This window comes from Rhizobium binae, from assembly GCF_017357225.1.
In the GTDB taxonomy this organism is placed as follows: domain Bacteria; phylum Pseudomonadota; class Alphaproteobacteria; order Rhizobiales; family Rhizobiaceae; genus Rhizobium; species Rhizobium binae.
This window is the reverse complement of the sequence record NZ_CP071604.1, coordinates 3,118,903-3,133,703: the sequence shown is the minus strand read 5'-3', so window position 1 is coordinate 3,133,703 and position 14,801 is coordinate 3,118,903. Positions and strand designations below refer to the sequence as shown.

Below are 14,801 nucleotides of genomic sequence, written 5' to 3'. Positions count from 1 at the left end.
GCCATGCATTTCAACCATTCCGCCGCCCTGTGGCAGACCTTTCCCGAGCTTCGCGCCGGCGCCCTCCATGCCACCGGCATCCATGCCGATGTCGACGTCGAGGCGGCGATAGCAGGCTTCAGCGCGATTGCCGAGGCCCGGCTGGCCGCAACGCAGGAAGGCGAATTTCCGGAAATACAGGCCTGGCGGCGCGGCTTTTCCCGCATGGGGCTGAAGCCTACGCAATATCGCTCGGCCTCCGAGGCGCTGCTGCGCCGCTTCCGTCAGGAACATGCGCTGCCGCGCCTGCATCCGCTCGTCGATCTCTGCAATGCGGTCTCGCTCGCCTTCGCCATTCCCATTGCCGTCTTCGACGTCGAAAAGATCGACGGCGATCTCGAGGTCCGGCGGGCGACGGGCGGTGAGACCTATCTGACCTTCGCCGGCGACATCGAGCATCCCGAACCGAACGAGATAATCTTCGTCGATGGCGCGGCGAGGGCGCATGCGCGGCGCTGGACGAACCGGCAGAGCGGGCTTTCGGCGGTGCGGCAGAGGACGCGGTCGGTGCTGATCGTTGCCGAGGCGCTGCATGCGTCGGCCGAGGCGGATATCGGCAGGCTGGTGGCAACGCTCGCGGATCGGCTGGCGAAGGCCTGGCCGGCGGCGACGAAAGCGGCGCTGCTCAGTGCAGCATCGCCGCGTTTCGAGTTCTGAAGCGGACGACGCCCAGGAAGGAAGCGTTCACATCTTGGGCTGGCGGCATGCCCGCCCTATCTTCACTGGATCGATCGCTTCTGGAGACCAACCCATGTCAGACAAATCGATCAGGATCCCCGGGCCGGATCACCCGATCACCGTCGAGCACAATCCTTGCCGCGTCGTCGTCACGCTCGGCGGCAGGACGATCGCCGACAGCCACGATGCGCTGACGCTGCGCGAGGCCTCCTATCCGCCGGTGCACTATATTCCGCGCAAGGATGTCGACATGTCGCTGCTGCGGCGCACCGACCACAGCAGCCATTGTCCCTATAAGGGCGACGCCGCCTATTACAGCATCATTCCGGGCGGCGAACGCTCTGAGAATGCCGTCTGGACCTATGAGGCGCCGAATGCCGCCGTCAGCAATATCAAGGATCATCTCGCCTTCTATCCCGACCGCGTCGACAGCATCGAGGAAATGGCCTCTCCGGAAGCCGGCAGCTTCTGAGGCGGGCCCGGCTTCAACCGGCGGCAGTCCGTGAATGGCGGCCGTTACCGCAGGAGCCATTCATTGCTGAAGACGAGGCTGGCGACCGTGAGCGGTTCGCCGCGTTCGTCGCGGACGGTGACGGCGATCGTCATGCGATCGGTTGCGGGCAGTTCGTCTCGGGCCACATCCAGGAGGATTCGCGTGACCTCTTTCGGAATGTCTTCACGAGATTTGAGTTCGGTGCCGTGCTCGTCGCGCGTCGGACCTTCCCCGTTGTGCAGATCGAAATAGTAGCGAGCCATGTTCTTTCCTGCGCGTCGGAGGAGAAATTACCGATGAAGTCAATTGTTCCCGAGGCTTGCCATTGATTGCTATGGAAAATACCGGCCGGATCGACATGGTTCGGCCGTCCTGCCGCTGACCCTTGTAGAGCCTGCCGAATGAATGATGCCGGTCGGCCGCGCTCCCGTGAATGCGGCTCGCCTCCGATTCGACCGAGGCAAGACATTCCATGGGCAGATGCGTTGAAAGCTTCGACCGCTCCCGTTAGGGTCGCGCCAAACTTCTTCGGCGGGGATGGGCGTGAGGGCAAAATTCACATCTTGCATGTTGGGGGCGGTTTTCGCCTCGTTGCCCGCGCCAGCACTGGCCGAGGGATGGCAGGCGGTGGAAGAGGTACGGCCTTATGCGATCTCGGGCATGTCGGGTGCTGCGCTCTACGAATCGATCGGCGAGAACGGGCCGAAGGCCGGGGTAATCAGCCGGGTGATCGCGCATACGACGTTCAAGCTGACCTGGACCCGCAAATACGAAGCGCAGGGCAATGCCTGCGTGATCGTCACCAACAAGCCGAAGCTCATCATCACCTATACGCTGCCCCGGCCCTCGGCCGCGCTGCCGCCGGCGGTCAAGAGCAGCTGGGAGAGCTTCATATCGGGCGTTGCGGCGCATGAGCGGGTGCATGGCGAGACCATCAAGGAGATGGTCAGCGAAATCGAGGAGACGAGCATCGGCCTGACCGTTGCCGACGACCCCGACTGCAAGAAGATCAGGGTCGAGCTGACGCGGCGCCTCGGCGAAATCTCCGCAAGGCAGCGCCAGCGCGGCCGCGACTTCGACAAGGTGGAAATGGGCGACGGCGGCAATATCCAGCAGCTCATCCTCAAGCTGGTGAACGGGCCCTGATTGCCGGCCGCTGGCCTAGCCGGGCATTGACTTGGCCGCCGTGGCGCGCCAACTCGCCGGGGAAATCATCGCGAGACGGAGAGCGCCTGTGCCCCAGACAATCCTCACCCTGGCCACCCGCGGCCAGGGTCTATACGAATTCACCGATCAGGCTGAAGCCTTCGTCAATGCCGCCGGCCGGGAGGAGGGGCTTCTCACCGTCTTCGTGCGCCACACCTCCTGTTCGCTGCTCATCCAGGAAAATGCCGATCCGGATGTGCGCACCGACCTTCTTTCCTTCTTTCGCCGCATCGTGCCGCCGGCCTCCGATCCGTCGATGGGTTGGGTGGTGCACAGGGCCGAGGGACCGGACGACATGCCGGCGCATATCAAGGCGGCGCTGACGCAGGTGTCGATCGGCATTCCCGTCGCGCGCGGCCGGCTGATGCTCGGCACCTGGCAGGGCATCTACCTCTTCGAACATCGCGACCGGCCACACCGGCGCGAAATCGTGCTGCATCTCGGGCTCTGAGAGATCGGCGCTGCAGATCGAGGTGATCGCGCCAATCCCATCGCAACATGGCGCCGAAAACCGCTCATCTCTTGTGAATGCAAACTGAACGGGCGGTTCGAACGCCATTCAGTTTGCGGTGTGTACTGTCGAGACAATCCCCTCAGCGGGAGGTTGAAAAAACAGAGACCGATCGTCGGAGACAGCTGATGACACATTTCCTCACCAAGGCTTGCCTTGCCGCAGTGCTCGCCCTTGCATCCATTCCCGCGACCACTTCGACGGCGTCTGCCGCAGGGCCGCAGACGCGTTTCGTCGTCGAGGCGCAATATCATAACCCGATCCGCGGCTGCTCGCCGATGCATGCAGTCCGCAAGGCGCGCTATTTCGGCCTGCACAGAGCCCAGATCACCCGCATCTCGCCGCGCGTCGTTGTCGTCGCCGGCCGCGACCGCGGCGGCTGGGACAGGATGGTCTTCGCCAATGTCCGCGGCTGCCCGCTGATCCGCCGCTGACCAACCGGCCCGAAAGGGCCGCAGCGTCCATTGTCTGTTTCACAAAAGACACGTGGCGCTTTCGGAACCCGGCCGGCAAGCGCCGATGGAAGGCTTGCCGCCCGTTTTGCCTTGACGGCGACACTTTCAGCCGTCTCTTCTCTGCTGCGTACAACTGATTCCCGGCGACGCTCCTGCGTGATGGGGGACGACGGCTTGGCCGCACCGACTTTGAAACGAAAGGTTTTTCGATGATACAGTTCCTGGCAAAGGCGGGTCTTGCCGCCATGCTGATAACAGGCACACTTGCCAGCACGGCCGCCCCGGCCGCGGCGCAGTTCAGTATCATTATCGGCGATCCCGAGCGCGAGCCGCCGCGCGATTACCGCCGCCCGCCTCCGGGCTTCGATCGCCGTCCGCGCGGCTGCGATCCGAGGCTTGCCGAAGATCTCGCCCGCGACTACGGCTTCCGCCGCACCCGCGTCGTCGACATCACCCCACGCCGCGTCATCGTCCAGGGCTGGACCCGCCGCGGCCCCGACCAAATGAGCTTCGCCAACGTCCGCGGCTGCCCGGCGCTGCGCCGCTGATCTCAGCTGAAATACCGCCTCGTCGCCCCGATGCGGTACAATTCCTTGGATCGGAATCGGTTCAAGGATGAAATTGTACAGCAGCTGAAAGTGTTGCAGCGTCCTTTGCACGTCTGAAAGACGCAGCGGCGCTGCAAGTACCGCCTTTGCCAGTCTCCCCGATGGGCAAGGGCGGTTTTTTGTGTTCAGATTAGCTAATGACGCCGCGCGCTCTTCCTCAGCTTTGGACCAAGGCTGCCCCTCACCCTGACCCTCTCACCGTTTTGCGGGGAAAGGGGACGTGCCCTGCGATAGGTTGGTGGGAAACGCAAAGGTTGCGGCTTGGTCCCTTCGCGCCCCGCCTGCAGGAGTCCGGAGGACGGGTGGAGACTCGTGGCTCGACCCGAAATTTGATGCTGATCAACCAAAGACAGGTGCTGACGCCAGAAGCCCGAACGTGTCGAAAACGCAATTGACCGACTTCGTCAGCGGTCTGAACGCCGCACGTCGGTAGGACGCGCGGTGCCTGATTTCACGGCTCGATCGCAAACGTCACGGTGACGCTGACATTGTAGGTGGTCTCGCCGGCCTGGACGGGAACGGCGGCGTCGGCTTCCTTCATCATCGTGGCGCGATAGGCTGGCTGGGGCAGCGGGCGCGGCGCATTCTCGTTGATCTCGAGGATACGGCCGAGCTTGACGCCGGCCGCTTCGCTCAGCGTCTTCGCCTTCTTGACGGCCTCGGCAACGGCGTCCTTGCGCGCCTCTTCGATCGCGGCTTCCGGCTTGTCGTTGATGAACTGGATGTCGCCGCCCTGGTTGATGCCGAGCGTGACCGACTGGTCGATCACCTGGCCGAGCTTGGCGAGGTCGCGCAGCCTGACAGTGACCGCATTGATCGTCTGGTAGCCGATCAACTGCGGCTGCTGCTGCTGGCCATCGACCGGCTGCGGATAATTATATTGCGGCTGGATGGAAAAACCGGAGGTTTGCAGATCGCGCTCGGCAATGCCGCCGCTCTTCAGCGCGTCGAGCACATCCTTCATCGCCTTGTTGTTCTCATCGAGCGCCTCGCGCGCGGTCTTCGCCTGCTTGACGACGGAAAGCGTGACGATGGCCATGTCGGGCGCCACGGACGATTCGCCATCCCCCGTCACGGAAATCACCGCCTCGCGCGGCTTCGCCTCCTGCGCCAATGCAGGCGCTGCGGCCGCCAGCGGCAAGGCCAGAAGGGCAGTTATCAGAACAGTCTTCGACAGAATCGGCGCCATGTTTCATTCCCTAGTTGTCGTTTCCCGGAAGAGCTTTCTGTCGGTTGATTGTGAAGCTATTGCGGCGGAAGGGACGGCCAGGGACACATGGAGAGAAATAATCTGCGGGTGCGGAGTGGGCCTGGAATTGGGCGCGACGTCCCTCTTCCTGCCAATCGCATCCCCCACCCTCTCTCATACCAGGGCTTGACCCGGGTATCCATGCCGCATGCGCCTGGTTCGAACCATTGGGCTATGATCGCCAACGCAGTGCCTAGGGCTATGGGTCCTCGGGTCAAGCCCGAGGAGGACGAGGGGTGGTGAGCTTGTGTGACTAGGACCGCAACCGCGTGGTGGAGCGCATTCTTTCCTGCGGTCCTTACTTCGCTATCCCTGGCGGAAAAGCCTTACATCATCCGGACCGGATTTGCCGTGACCGCTGAAGGATGCAGTGCTGAACTAAGCCCCGAAATCATCCATGAAGGAGGGATGGATCGCGGGCTTGCGCTCTTCGCGGGCTTCGCGAATGCGCTGGGGAACCGCACCGAGACCGGCAACAAAACGGGTCAGGAGATTGCGATTGAAAAGTTTCTGTAGGCTCATGGGAGTTCACTCATTCTTTTTTTTGTTAGCTGGCGGCATATATTTTGCGCAGGCTGCCTTAACAACGGGCAATTTTGCATGACAGTTATGTGACAGCGCATAGTCTTGAAAAGATGGGCGGAAAGGCGATCACTTTAGCGTTACATAGGGCAGGCAGGCCCACCGACCTTATAAATCAACGCCGGTCTCTCGCCGGGGCGTGGTAAATTGCCAGCTTCGGCCAAAAGCCACGCCCTCCGAAGGAGAAGCTCGGATGAACCGATTTTTCGCATTTCTCGCGACCGGAACGCTGATCAGCCTTGCCACGATCACTTCGGCCTGCACGTCATCAGGAAGCGTCGATCAGACCTCGTCGATCAGCGGCGGTTACTATCAGGAGAGTCGCCCCCTGAACCCTGCCTGCGCGGATGGGTTCAGGCCCAGTGATGGGCGGTCCTGCAGCTATTGAGAAGGCGCGCTACTTGCCATGACCGCTTCGGCGGATATGTTCTCTACCGTGCAGTTATGCGAGTGTGTCTTTGACGTTACAGCTGCTTGTTGAACGAGGCTGTACCCTCCAGTTGTGTTGCAAGACATGGGGTCACGAACATGAAGCTCACGATCGCCACTACTTTTCTGGCACTTGTCGCAACGAGCGCTTTCGCCGCGGATGCCGTGCAGGACGTCCCGGCCGCACCTGTTGCGGCTGCGCCAGCGTTCACCTGGTCAGGCCCGTATCTCGGAATCGATGGCGGCGCCAGTTGGCTAAACGGTGACTTCAGCGCCGGCGGCGCCAGCGATTCCCAGGATTTCAACGGCGGCGTCTTCGGTGCATTTGCGGGTTACAATTTCCAGTTCGACAACAACATCGTTGTCGGCATCGAAGGCAACCTCGAATACAACTGGAACGAAGAGGAAGCGCTCGGGGCGGATGTCGGCACCGATTGGGCCGGCGCTGTCCGTGGTCGTGTCGGCTACGCCTTTGACAGAGCGCTGCTTTATGGCGCGGCCGGATGGACCGCCACGCGCGGATATGTGGACCTGCCGGGGCTAGACAAGGAAACGGAGACCTTCAACGGCTACACCGTCGGCGCGGGCGTCGACTTCGCCATCACCAACAACATCTTCGCCCGCGGAGAGTATCGGTATAATGACTTCAGCGAGAAAGACATTCTCGGTGTCGATGTCGACCTCAACCAGCACGAACTCAAGTTCGGAATCGGCGTGAAGTTCTAAGAACTGGCCGTTGGATCAGCAGTGAGAAAGCCCCACCAAAAATGCGGTCCGCCAAAAATACGGGGCTTTTGCGTTTCATGACAATGTCAGCAAAGTCCTCCGATCGCTCAGATGCGTCGGCCCCCGACCCGTCGCACCCGACCGTCGCGACTTGCCACTCTCAATATAGCGTTGTTCGAACTTGACGCTGAGTCTATGGCGTTCTGCGCCGCCGATGAAGCCACTCGCAGCTCGGCGAAAATAAGCGGCTTTGCGCCGTCAAGAAGTGAAGCACTCATCGATTTGTGACGCTTTCGTGAACCGGCGTGCTGAGCCCAGAAAGAGCAATGGTGGGCCCGGAGGGACTCGAACCCCCAACCAAGCGGTTATGAGCCGCCGGCTCTAACCATTGAGCTACAGGCCCTCAGCGTCGGATGTCCGACGCCTGGTTGCCGGGGCAATGGTTCCCACGGCATCGGTTCGCTCTAGCCCAAATCGCAGGGAGCCACAAGCGGGCAGGGCAACATCTGTGGATGATGCACATTTCGTGGGCAGAGGCACTGGAACCTTCGCACGGCGGATACACTTATTCGAATCATATTCCGCATGGAAAGGGCGATTGCAGATGGCTTCGAACAGTGCCGTGGTGCTCATCGTGGAGGATGAGCCGCTGATCCGGTTCAATATCCTCGATGTGCTGGAGGATGTCGGGCATGTGGCGCTGGAGGCGGCGAATGCGGATGAGGCGCTGGTGGTGCTGAAGGGCCGGCAGGATGTCGATATCCTGTTCACCGACGTCAACATGGCCGGTTCGATGGATGGGATCCAGCTTGCCAAGCGGGTGAGGGCGATGCGGCCGAATATCGGCATCATCATCACCTCGGGCATGGTGCGGCTCGATCCGATGGCGCTGCCCGCCAAAGCAGCCTTCCTGCCGAAACCTTACGTGCACGATACGCTGATCTCGACGATCGATTCCCTGATGACGTGACCGGATTGCCTGTCGACAAGACGGGGGCGCGCAGCCGCAAAACGGGGACGGATTTTGCAGCTGCGCGCGAGGCGCCGGGAGACATGCTCCTCTTCAGGCGGGGTGGAGGGGAACCGCACCCTCAGCTGAAGCTGCTCTTCAGCGCCTCGTTCTCGTGCTGGGCCTTCTTCTCGTAGATCGTAAACAGCGCCATCGAGAGCAGATAGGAGAGGAACGGATCTCCTATCTGCGTGGCGATGTCGCGGGATGCGAGCACGTGGCGCTCCAGGGCGCTGATATCTTTCTGCGTCGTGGTTTCAGCGAGGCGGTTCATGCTGCCATCTCCAGGAATTGCGTCACGACCGAGCGGGCCGGAACATGTCTGACATAAAGCGGTAGGGTCAGGCCGAGGGCGGCGCGCATCTTGCGCAGCACGCGGTCCGACACTTCGAAGGCGCCGCAGCAGACGGGGAACTTGCCGTAGCCGTCTGCGCGGCCGAGTTCTTCCACTTCGGCGCCTGCGCGCTTGTAGACGCGCTTGAGATAGGGTTCGTAGTTGGAAATCATCGTATGGATGCCGTGGTCGAGCGCGCATTCGCACAGCGCCAGCAGCATCATCGAAAAGGCGCGGCCGGCATCGATATTGGTGAAATCCCTGGCGATCGCCTCCTCGTCGATGCACATACGCGTGCCTTCCCAGATGCCCGGGGCGACGAGATCGGCGGCAGCGGGAAACGTCTCGCGGAAGACGTCGTAGAGAAGGGTCGGGCCGGTCGTCGGCATCAGGCGCATGCCGCCATAAAGGCGCGTGCGGCTGTCGTTGCACCAGACGAGATAGGCGGGCGAAAGCGCATCATAGCTGTCGCGTTCATAGGGGCCGATGACGGGAACGTCCCAGCCGAGCGTATCGGAGAACACCTTCTTGCGCAGGCGGAACATCTGGTCGAGTACGGCAGCGTATTTCTGATACTCATGCGCCTGAATGATAACAAACATCTTGCCCTCCAGCGTTTGCAGTTCGTGGAGCGCAGAATGGTTCAGGCGGGCCGCATCGGAAATTCCCACAGATGGGCCCCCCCAGATGGGGGGATTAGCCCAAAAGTATGAGGATTGGGGCCATGCCCTGCGCACAGCAGGGCGCTGAAGCGCGGCAACGCTTCAACGCCTTGAATCTGGCTTACGAAAATTGGGTCGCGGATCGAGGAAAACGAGAATACCCTAGGGATTGATGATACGCAGTTGCACCGCCCGCGAGGCGGCGGCCGAAATCGTGGCGCAGCCGAGCTTGAAGCGAGCCGTCTTCAGATAGTCGCGGGTGGTGTGCTCGGAAATGCCCAGAATCACCGAAATATCCTTGTAATCCTTGCCGAGTGCCGTCCAGTGCAGGCACTCAATCTCGCGCGGCGACAAGGCCGGCACCGGATCGTTTTCGCCGTACAGTTCATAGACGGCCTTCTGATGGATCAGATGGGCGATCTCGATCCATTCGTTGCGGCAGCGGCGCACGAGTTCGGCCCATTCGTCGGCCGGGATGCGGGCATTCATCGACAGCAGCGCGCGGCGCTGCGCCTTGTCGGCAACGGGAATGGAATAGCCGTTGCCGCCGATGCCGTGCTTCTGGGCGTCGACCAGCATGGCATAGGCCTCCGGCGTCGGTTCGACTTCGCTCCAGTCGAAGGGCAGCTGGCGTTCGAAGCCCTGCTTGACGATCGGATCGACCTTTACATAGCTGTTCAGGAGGTAGCGCGAGACCCAGGCATCGGGATAGGTGGTGCGCACGAAGGGCGAATCGATCTTGCTCGCGATCGTCTGGGCGAGATGGTAGGTGACGAAATCGAGGCCATATTCCGCCTGGAGAATACGGATGGCGGCATCCACATTGGGCGCAGCCTTGATCTGTTCGAAAGCAGGTTCGAACCTCTCGCTGTAACTGTTCTCGATCATTTCCATCGTCCCGATTGCCTCAATCCTACCGTGAGGACCGTCATAAATACAAGGCATCCCCACATATGCGGGGAATGACAATCCGGGCCCCACCTGCTAGCGCCTTCATGAGGAGGCCTCATATGGACAGCAAGAGACCGTTCGAGATTGCCGAATGCCAACAGGCCGCCAAAGGCCTGAAATCCAGTTGGCAGGACATGGCAGGTTCCGAAGCGTTGATCCGCGCCCTCGTTGCCGAACGCAACGGCGACAGCCCGCTGGCGCTGTTCTGGACCGAGGTCCATCGGGCGCTTTGCCAGGAACACAAGGCTTTCTGACAAGTCTGCCCCGGCGCATAATTTCCGTCTTTTCTCCGATCGATACCGGCCCCCCCCGGCGAGATGAAACCCAGGCTCCGCCCATGAGCCGTTTTCATGTCCACCCGTTTCCGATTTTGCAAAGAGGGTGTCGAGCGGCAATGTCGCCAGCGGGGAGGGGGATAGCCCTTATCCCCGGTCTTTGTGCCAATATGCTTGATGAAGCGTTTAGAGCCGGAACAGTTGGCGGTCCAGCAAGCGACTGCACTGTACCATTACGGGCACGTCCTGGCCAAGATGCGAGCGCTCCATCGGTCGGCCTGGAAAGCATTGCGCCGCAACAGCAGCGCTCGCAACGCCCCTCCGCGCTCCGTTGAGGCAGGCTGGCCGCTCTCCGTCCTTATACTGAGACGCCCCGCAGGGGCCTCGAAGGACGAGGGTATCCCTCGGCAATGGAAATGGCTGGAAACGTCGAGCCACCCGCCCCAGTCCTTCGAGGCTCCGGCCCTTGCCTGCGTGCCCAAGGGTGAGGGCTGATTGTGGTGTCGCGTGGCAGGGGAGGTGATCGTCAGGCCATGCGACCGGCTCAACCGACCTTCGTCGAGGGATTGATCCAGTCCTGGCTCGGCAGTTCCGGTCGTGGCGGCCTCGGGCGGAATCTGACCAGCACCTCGCGGCCGTCGATCGAGGCCTGCGTGCGTTCCAGCGCGGCGCGCTCGGCAACCGCCTGGCGCCAGTGTTCGTCGTCGCGGCCGTCAGGGCGGCCCTGTTCTTCCCAGATCGCATAGGCCCGCTTGCTGATCCATTCGTGGCGTCTGTCGGTCATTTTGTCCGTTCCGTCGCTGAAGAGCGTTATTCGGCAATTCTGTCCGGCAGGACAGGCGCGCGGCGCTTGGCTGCCATCAGCAAATCGAGTTCGATCGAGGACGGCCCGAAACGGGTGAACAGGCTTTCGGCCTGCTCGCTGCGCAGGCCATATTTGGAGGCGAATTCGTCAAGACTATACGGACGGCCGCGCAGGACCCTGGCCCGCCGCTCCGGTTCACGGATTTGCGTCATTGTGGAAACCCCATCTGCGTTCTGCGAAGTGAGAACAAAACAGATTACAGCCACAAAAGTTCCGTGATTTTTCTCGGTTTTTTCCGGCTTTTGCACCATTGCGGCGCCGCTGGCATGGAATTCCAGGAAGGCTGCGTGGCGAGAAAATTTCGCCTAAAACATGCAGGAATTTCATATTCTTAAGCAAATGGCTTCCGTTTTGGCGGAGAAATGGCTTTATCCCTGGCTTGTTACTCTATAGAATCAATCGTGTTATTCGGTCTGCGAGGGGCAAAATAGCTGCGTTCCCGCGTCGATGCCGACCGATCCAGGAGGACTTTGGTTTCATTCCATCAAGAGGAGACAGACATGATGAATGCCCTGCCGCCACTTCACGACGGCCATGCGCCGTTTACCCTCCAGCAGCTGTTCCGCGAAGCACTTTACGCCTTCGAGGAGTGGGATAGTGAACTGACCGAACCGATCGTGACCTATGAAGGACGGGTCATCCCGATCAGCTTCGTTTTCGAAGCCATGCGCGAATGCACCGACATCGTGCCGATGAATATCGTCGGCGCCGTCACCGAGCGGCTGACCAAGCCGTGGGAAGGTGAAGGTCCGCTCGACCAGATGACCTTCTCGACGGCAGCACGCGTCATGCGCGTGCTGGTGCGCAAACGTCTTCTCGCCAACGGCACGGCGGACCTCGTCGCCGTTTCCACGCATGCGGCCAAAGACCAAAGCCGCGACTGACAGGAAAAGGATCGTGGTTCAAGCATGTCGCAAAAACTGTGCAACGGTTTGCGATAACGGCATGCGAGAAAACCTTGAAGCGTTGCAAGCGAATCTGAAAGATCGCGACACGCTTTCGGGCTGCGATCCTTTTCTATTTCGACGGAACCTCCCTTATCCCCAGCCGTTTATTTCCGTGTTTCCAATTCGCACCGGATTGGGAAATATTCAGGCATTCAGCGCGTAAACGGCGTTCTCTGCGCGTCTTCCGCGCGGGCGCCGAATGCGACAGACAGTCCGTCGCAAGATGACGGGCGAGGAATTGCACCATGCTGAAATCCATCGTTCAAGAAATCATCGGTACACCGCGGCGTGAGCCGGAACTTCCGCAATCGCTCGAACAATTTCGCGACAGCAAGCGGGTGCTGATCATCTTCGCCGATGCGCAGGACGATCGCGCGGTGATCCAAGACGAATGGCTGCGAAACGCCCATATGCGTCTCATCGAGGAAGATGTCGAAATATTCATCATTGCCGGCGGCGGCGCCTTTTCGCTGTTCGACGATGCCTGGGAGCTTGATGCCGACGATGTGAGAGAGCGGCTGCAGGGACCGCCGTCGGGCGAGTTCGGGCTGATCCTGATCGGGCGCGACGGAACGGTGAAGCTGCGCTCCAGCGAACCGCGCCCGGCCGAGGAGATTTTCGAGGCCCTGGACAGCCTGCCGAAGACGACGCCCTGGTGACTGTGCCCAGCGTGGCATAGGCAGTCGCCGGCGTTGCCGTCAGAGTTCGAAGGCTTCCTTGAGGCCGAGGCTTTTGCGTTCGCGCAGATCGAGATCGGCCTCGATATGGGTGATGTGATGCAGCATCAGCTGGCAGGCGCGGTCGAGTTCGTCGTTTTCGATCGCCGCGATGATGTCGCCGTGTTCGGAGTGGCCGCAGCTTGAGGCCGTCGACTGGCCGTAGAGGGCGATCACCAGCGACGAGCGGGCGACGAGCTCTTCCATGAAACGCTGCATGATTGCATTGCCGGAGATTTCCGCCAGCATCAGATGGAAATCGCCTGACGCCTTGATCTCGGCGCGCCGCGCCGTCTGGCCGCGCTCGCTCATCAGCCGGCCTTCCTCGAGCAGCAGCTGTCTCAGTTGGGCGATGTCGCCGGGGGTGATCCGCGCCGCCGCCTCGCGCAATATGCCCGGCTCGACCAGGCGGCGGGCGGCGAAGATCTGGCGGGCCTCGTCGGGGGAGGGATAGGCGACGAAGGCGCCGCGGTTCTTCTCGACGCTGACGAGACCTTCATAAGAGAGCGCCTGGAGCGCTGCGCGGGCAAGCGTGCGGCTGACGTTGAACAGGCTGCCGACATCGCTCTCGGAGAGTTTCGTGCCGGGCGAAAGCCTGCGCTCGACGATCGCCTCGCGAATGGCGTCGCGGATCTGCTGCGCGCCGGTTTCGGCGGAGTCTTCGGCTTGCGCAGCCTTGGCGGCGGATTTCATGAAATTTGTTCCCTGATGACGGGCAAACCATATCCGGCTTCGCGGCAAAAGTTAAACAGAATTTGTGACCGAAATGGCGGCAATATCGTATACAATTTTTTGCGTAAATTGCGAACAATAGCCTAAATGATGTGCAGACGATGGGATGCTCATAATTTGTCCTTGCGGGCTCATTCTTGGCAAGGCCTTTTATTTACAACGCTTTGTCCCGCTGAAACCCGATTGGCACGGCAGATGCATCATCTTCTTCGAACAGGGGAAGGCATGATGTCGAAAGCGGCAGAAATCGATATAGTATCCGTTTCGAAGGTCTATGGGGCAACGACGGCGGTCCATGGCATCAGCCTGAAGATTCCGGCCGGCTCCTATTGCTGCTTTCTCGGCCCCTCCGGCTGCGGCAAGACCTCGACGCTGCGCATGATCGCCGGCCATGAGAGCATTTCCTCGGGTGATATCCGGCTCGGCAATACTGTTGTCACCGATTTTCCGCCGGCCAAACGCGGCACGGCCATGATGTTCCAGTCCTATGCGCTATTTCCGCATCTCGACCTCATCGACAACGTCGCCTTCAGCCTGAAGATGAAGGGCGTCGACAAGGCCGAGCGGCGGGCCAAGGCGCTTGAGATGCTCAAGCTCATGCAGATGGAGCCCTATGCCTCCAGGCGGCCGGCCCAGCTTTCCGGAGGCCAGCAGCAGCGCGTGGCGCTGGCGCGCGCGCTGATCACCGATCCGGAAGCGCTGTTGCTCGACGAGCCGCTGTCGGCGCTCGATCCGTTCCTTAAGATCCGCATGCGCGCCGAACTCAAGAAGCTGCAGAAGTCGCTCGGCATCACCTTCGTGCATGTCACCCACAGCCAGGAAGAGGCGATGGCGCTCGCCGACATCATGGTCATCATGAATGATGGCCGGATCGAGCAGGCGGCGGCCCCGCGCGAGGTCTTCGAGAAGCCGGCGACTGCCTTCGTCGCCCGCTTCATGGGCGATCACAACGTGCTCAGCGGCCGGGTGACATCGAGCGACAACGGCGTGCTCGTCATGACCGTGCCGGAGGGGCAGAGCTTTTCCGTGCGCGGGGCGGGCAGGGACGTCGGCGAACCCGTCGACATCGGCATTCGCACCGATCGCGTGCGCCTGCAGGTGGCGAGCGAATGGACGCTCGGCTTCAACGGCATCGTCTCCAACGTCGAATATCGCGGCTCTTCCGTGAAGATCACCGTTCTCGGCGCCGGCAGCGACGACTTCACGGTCATTGCCGACGACAGCGATTATTTCTCCCGGCCGGTCGCCGTCGGCGAGACCGTCTCGCTCAGCTGGGCGCTTGAGGATGCCGTGCTTCTCGGCCGCTCTTCCGCATGAACCATCAGCATCGACAA

At 61.2% G+C, this 14,801-nt stretch carries 22 protein-coding genes and 1 tRNA gene; 13 read left to right on the top strand and 10 right to left on the bottom strand.

All coding sequences use genetic code 11. The annotated features are described in order from the left end of the window. Positions 1–3 precede the first annotated feature (3 nt). Both J2J99_RS15440 and J2J99_RS15435 read left to right on the top strand, forming a co-directional pair. Positions 4–696: a B3/B4 domain-containing protein gene (locus J2J99_RS15440; RefSeq protein WP_168296731.1), complete on the top strand. Its 693-nt coding sequence runs from the start codon at positions 4–6 to the stop codon at positions 694–696. A gap of 94 nt (positions 697–790) precedes the next feature. Further along, positions 791–1,189: a DUF427 domain-containing protein gene (locus tag J2J99_RS15435; RefSeq protein WP_168296732.1), complete on the top strand. Its 399-nt coding sequence runs from the start codon at positions 791–793 to the stop codon at positions 1,187–1,189. Positions 1,190–1,233: 44 nt separating this feature from the next. On the opposite strand, the gene J2J99_RS15430 is transcribed toward J2J99_RS15435, so the two are convergent. Continuing rightward, positions 1,234–1,473, bottom strand: coding sequence for a DUF6894 family protein (locus tag J2J99_RS15430; RefSeq protein WP_168296733.1), 240 nt, complete (start codon positions 1,471–1,473; stop codon positions 1,234–1,236). Positions 1,474–1,747: 274 nt separating this feature from the next. Between J2J99_RS15430 and J2J99_RS15425 the strand changes: the two genes are divergently transcribed. The 4 genes from J2J99_RS15425 (at position 1,748) to J2J99_RS15410 (ending at position 3,930) form a co-directional block, all read left to right on the top strand. Then, positions 1,748–2,356, top strand: coding sequence for a DUF922 domain-containing Zn-dependent protease (locus J2J99_RS15425; RefSeq protein ID WP_168296734.1), 609 nt, complete (start codon positions 1,748–1,750; stop codon positions 2,354–2,356). Positions 2,357–2,444: 88 nt separating this feature from the next. Beyond that, positions 2,445–2,867 (top strand): secondary thiamine-phosphate synthase enzyme YjbQ, encoded by a 423-nt coding sequence (locus J2J99_RS15420; protein WP_168296735.1) that lies wholly within the window; start codon positions 2,445–2,447, stop codon positions 2,865–2,867. 188 nt (positions 2,868–3,055) lie between these two features. After that, on the top strand, positions 3,056–3,361 hold the full coding sequence (locus tag J2J99_RS15415; RefSeq protein WP_168296736.1) for a hypothetical protein: 306 nt from the start codon (positions 3,056–3,058) through the stop codon (positions 3,359–3,361). Between the two features lie 230 nt (positions 3,362–3,591). Then, on the top strand, positions 3,592–3,930 hold the full coding sequence (locus J2J99_RS15410) for a hypothetical protein (protein WP_168296737.1): 339 nt from the start codon (positions 3,592–3,594) through the stop codon (positions 3,928–3,930). A 511-nt stretch (positions 3,931–4,441) separates the two neighbouring features. Here the strand turns inward: J2J99_RS15410 and J2J99_RS15405 are convergent. Next, positions 4,442–5,179, bottom strand: a complete 738-nt coding sequence (locus J2J99_RS15405) for an SIMPL domain-containing protein (protein WP_168296738.1) — start codon at positions 5,177–5,179, stop codon at positions 4,442–4,444. A 438-nt stretch (positions 5,180–5,617) separates the two neighbouring features. Further along, positions 5,618–5,761, bottom strand: a complete 144-nt coding sequence (locus tag J2J99_RS15400) for a hypothetical protein (RefSeq protein ID WP_168296739.1) — start codon at positions 5,759–5,761, stop codon at positions 5,618–5,620. 253 nt (positions 5,762–6,014) lie between these two features. On the opposite strand from J2J99_RS15400, the gene J2J99_RS15395 reads away from it, so the two are divergent. Next, entirely contained in the window at positions 6,015–6,209 is a 195-nt protein-coding gene (locus J2J99_RS15395) for a hypothetical protein (RefSeq protein WP_168296740.1), read from the top strand. Positions 6,210–6,349: 140 nt separating this feature from the next. Next, complete coding sequence (locus J2J99_RS15390) at positions 6,350–6,976, top strand: outer membrane protein (RefSeq protein ID WP_168296741.1); 627 nt, start codon at positions 6,350–6,352, stop codon at positions 6,974–6,976. 327 nt (positions 6,977–7,303) lie between these two features. On the opposite strand, the gene J2J99_RS15385 is transcribed toward J2J99_RS15390, so the two are convergent. After that, positions 7,304–7,379, bottom strand: a tRNA-Ile gene (locus J2J99_RS15385). Between the two features lie 201 nt (positions 7,380–7,580). On the opposite strand from J2J99_RS15385, the gene J2J99_RS15380 reads away from it, so the two are divergent. Then, positions 7,581–7,946, top strand: coding sequence for a response regulator (locus J2J99_RS15380; protein ID WP_168296742.1), 366 nt, complete (start codon positions 7,581–7,583; stop codon positions 7,944–7,946). Positions 7,947–8,067: 121 nt separating this feature from the next. Here the strand turns inward: J2J99_RS15380 and J2J99_RS15375 are convergent, their stop codons facing one another. The 3 genes from J2J99_RS15375 to J2J99_RS15365 form a co-directional block, all read right to left on the bottom strand. After that, positions 8,068–8,259 carry a hypothetical protein gene (locus J2J99_RS15375; RefSeq protein WP_004677735.1) on the bottom strand — a complete coding sequence of 64 codons (192 nt, stop codon included), beginning with the start codon at positions 8,257–8,259 and terminating at the stop codon, positions 8,068–8,070. Further along, positions 8,256–8,921 (bottom strand): acyl-homoserine-lactone synthase, encoded by a 666-nt coding sequence (locus tag J2J99_RS15370; protein ID WP_168296743.1) that lies wholly within the window; start codon positions 8,919–8,921, stop codon positions 8,256–8,258. The genes J2J99_RS15375 and J2J99_RS15370 overlap by 4 nt, the downstream gene beginning before the upstream one ends. Before the next feature lie 222 nt (positions 8,922–9,143). Further along, on the bottom strand, positions 9,144–9,869 hold the full coding sequence (locus J2J99_RS15365; protein ID WP_168296744.1) for a LuxR family transcriptional regulator: 726 nt from the start codon (positions 9,867–9,869) through the stop codon (positions 9,144–9,146). A 122-nt stretch (positions 9,870–9,991) separates the two neighbouring features. Between J2J99_RS15365 and J2J99_RS15360 the strand changes: the two genes are divergently transcribed. Continuing rightward, the gene (locus J2J99_RS15360; protein WP_004677738.1) at positions 9,992–10,186 is read left to right on the top strand and encodes a hypothetical protein; all 195 of its coding nucleotides are present in this window, start codon (positions 9,992–9,994) and stop codon (positions 10,184–10,186) included. A gap of 565 nt (positions 10,187–10,751) precedes the next feature. On the opposite strand, the gene J2J99_RS15355 is transcribed toward J2J99_RS15360, so the two are convergent. Together J2J99_RS15355 and J2J99_RS15350 are read right to left on the bottom strand one after the other, a co-directional pair. After that, entirely contained in the window at positions 10,752–10,991 is a 240-nt protein-coding gene (locus J2J99_RS15355) for a DUF2934 domain-containing protein (RefSeq protein ID WP_168296745.1), read from the bottom strand. A 26-nt stretch (positions 10,992–11,017) separates the two neighbouring features. Further along, positions 11,018–11,224: a hypothetical protein gene (locus J2J99_RS15350; protein WP_168296853.1), complete on the bottom strand. Its 207-nt coding sequence runs from the start codon at positions 11,222–11,224 to the stop codon at positions 11,018–11,020. Positions 11,225–11,572: 348 nt separating this feature from the next. On the opposite strand from J2J99_RS15350, the gene J2J99_RS15345 reads away from it, so the two are divergent. Both J2J99_RS15345 and J2J99_RS15340 read left to right on the top strand, forming a co-directional pair. Beyond that, entirely contained in the window at positions 11,573–11,956 is a 384-nt protein-coding gene (locus tag J2J99_RS15345; RefSeq protein WP_168296746.1) for a BRA0787 family protein, read from the top strand. 308 nt (positions 11,957–12,264) lie between these two features. After that, a complete protein-coding gene (locus tag J2J99_RS15340; RefSeq protein ID WP_168296747.1) occupies positions 12,265–12,678 on the top strand; it encodes a DUF4174 domain-containing protein in 414 nt (137 codons plus the stop codon). Between the two features lie 39 nt (positions 12,679–12,717). Here the strand turns inward: J2J99_RS15340 and J2J99_RS15335 are convergent, their stop codons facing one another. Then, positions 12,718–13,428, bottom strand: coding sequence for a GntR family transcriptional regulator (locus tag J2J99_RS15335; RefSeq protein ID WP_168296748.1), 711 nt, complete (start codon positions 13,426–13,428; stop codon positions 12,718–12,720). Between the two features lie 267 nt (positions 13,429–13,695). Here J2J99_RS15335 and J2J99_RS15330 point away from each other — a divergent pair, with 267 nt between their 5' ends. Further along, a complete protein-coding gene (locus tag J2J99_RS15330; RefSeq protein WP_168296854.1) occupies positions 13,696–14,784 on the top strand; it encodes an ABC transporter ATP-binding protein in 1,089 nt (362 codons plus the stop codon). The last annotated feature ends 17 nt before the right edge of the window (positions 14,785–14,801 follow it).

What these genes read in the sequence shown, in the direction of transcription:
- J2J99_RS15440 (WP_168296731.1), top strand. Translation starts at nt 4, where the DNA reads ATGCATTTCAACCATTCCGCCGCCCTGTGGCAGACCTTTCCCGAGCTT.
- J2J99_RS15435 (WP_168296732.1), top strand. Translation starts at nt 791, where the DNA reads ATGTCAGACAAATCGATCAGGATCCCCGGGCCGGATCACCCGATCACC.
- J2J99_RS15430 (WP_168296733.1), bottom strand. Translation starts at nt 1,473, where the DNA reads ATGGCTCGCTACTATTTCGATCTGCACAACGGGGAAGGTCCGACGCGC.
- J2J99_RS15425 (WP_168296734.1), top strand. Translation starts at nt 1,748, where the DNA reads ATGGGCGTGAGGGCAAAATTCACATCTTGCATGTTGGGGGCGGTTTTC.
- J2J99_RS15415 (WP_168296736.1), top strand. Translation starts at nt 3,056, where the DNA reads ATGACACATTTCCTCACCAAGGCTTGCCTTGCCGCAGTGCTCGCCCTT.
- J2J99_RS15410 (WP_168296737.1), top strand. Translation starts at nt 3,592, where the DNA reads ATGATACAGTTCCTGGCAAAGGCGGGTCTTGCCGCCATGCTGATAACA.
- J2J99_RS15405 (WP_168296738.1), bottom strand. Translation starts at nt 5,179, where the DNA reads ATGGCGCCGATTCTGTCGAAGACTGTTCTGATAACTGCCCTTCTGGCC.
- J2J99_RS15400 (WP_168296739.1), bottom strand. Translation starts at nt 5,761, where the DNA reads ATGAGCCTACAGAAACTTTTCAATCGCAATCTCCTGACCCGTTTTGTT.
- J2J99_RS15395 (WP_168296740.1), top strand. Translation starts at nt 6,015, where the DNA reads ATGAACCGATTTTTCGCATTTCTCGCGACCGGAACGCTGATCAGCCTT.
- J2J99_RS15390 (WP_168296741.1), top strand. Translation starts at nt 6,350, where the DNA reads ATGAAGCTCACGATCGCCACTACTTTTCTGGCACTTGTCGCAACGAGC.
- J2J99_RS15380 (WP_168296742.1), top strand. Translation starts at nt 7,581, where the DNA reads ATGGCTTCGAACAGTGCCGTGGTGCTCATCGTGGAGGATGAGCCGCTG.
- J2J99_RS15375 (WP_004677735.1), bottom strand. Translation starts at nt 8,259, where the DNA reads ATGAACCGCCTCGCTGAAACCACGACGCAGAAAGATATCAGCGCCCTG.
- J2J99_RS15370 (WP_168296743.1), bottom strand. Translation starts at nt 8,921, where the DNA reads ATGTTTGTTATCATTCAGGCGCATGAGTATCAGAAATACGCTGCCGTA.
- J2J99_RS15365 (WP_168296744.1), bottom strand. Translation starts at nt 9,869, where the DNA reads ATGATCGAGAACAGTTACAGCGAGAGGTTCGAACCTGCTTTCGAACAG.
- J2J99_RS15360 (WP_004677738.1), top strand. Translation starts at nt 9,992, where the DNA reads ATGGACAGCAAGAGACCGTTCGAGATTGCCGAATGCCAACAGGCCGCC.
- J2J99_RS15355 (WP_168296745.1), bottom strand. Translation starts at nt 10,991, where the DNA reads ATGACCGACAGACGCCACGAATGGATCAGCAAGCGGGCCTATGCGATC.
- J2J99_RS15350 (WP_168296853.1), bottom strand. Translation starts at nt 11,224, where the DNA reads ATGACGCAAATCCGTGAACCGGAGCGGCGGGCCAGGGTCCTGCGCGGC.
- J2J99_RS15345 (WP_168296746.1), top strand. Translation starts at nt 11,573, where the DNA reads ATGATGAATGCCCTGCCGCCACTTCACGACGGCCATGCGCCGTTTACC.
- J2J99_RS15340 (WP_168296747.1), top strand. Translation starts at nt 12,265, where the DNA reads ATGCTGAAATCCATCGTTCAAGAAATCATCGGTACACCGCGGCGTGAG.
- J2J99_RS15335 (WP_168296748.1), bottom strand. Translation starts at nt 13,428, where the DNA reads ATGAAATCCGCCGCCAAGGCTGCGCAAGCCGAAGACTCCGCCGAAACC.
- J2J99_RS15330 (WP_168296854.1), top strand. Translation starts at nt 13,696, where the DNA reads ATGTCGAAAGCGGCAGAAATCGATATAGTATCCGTTTCGAAGGTCTAT.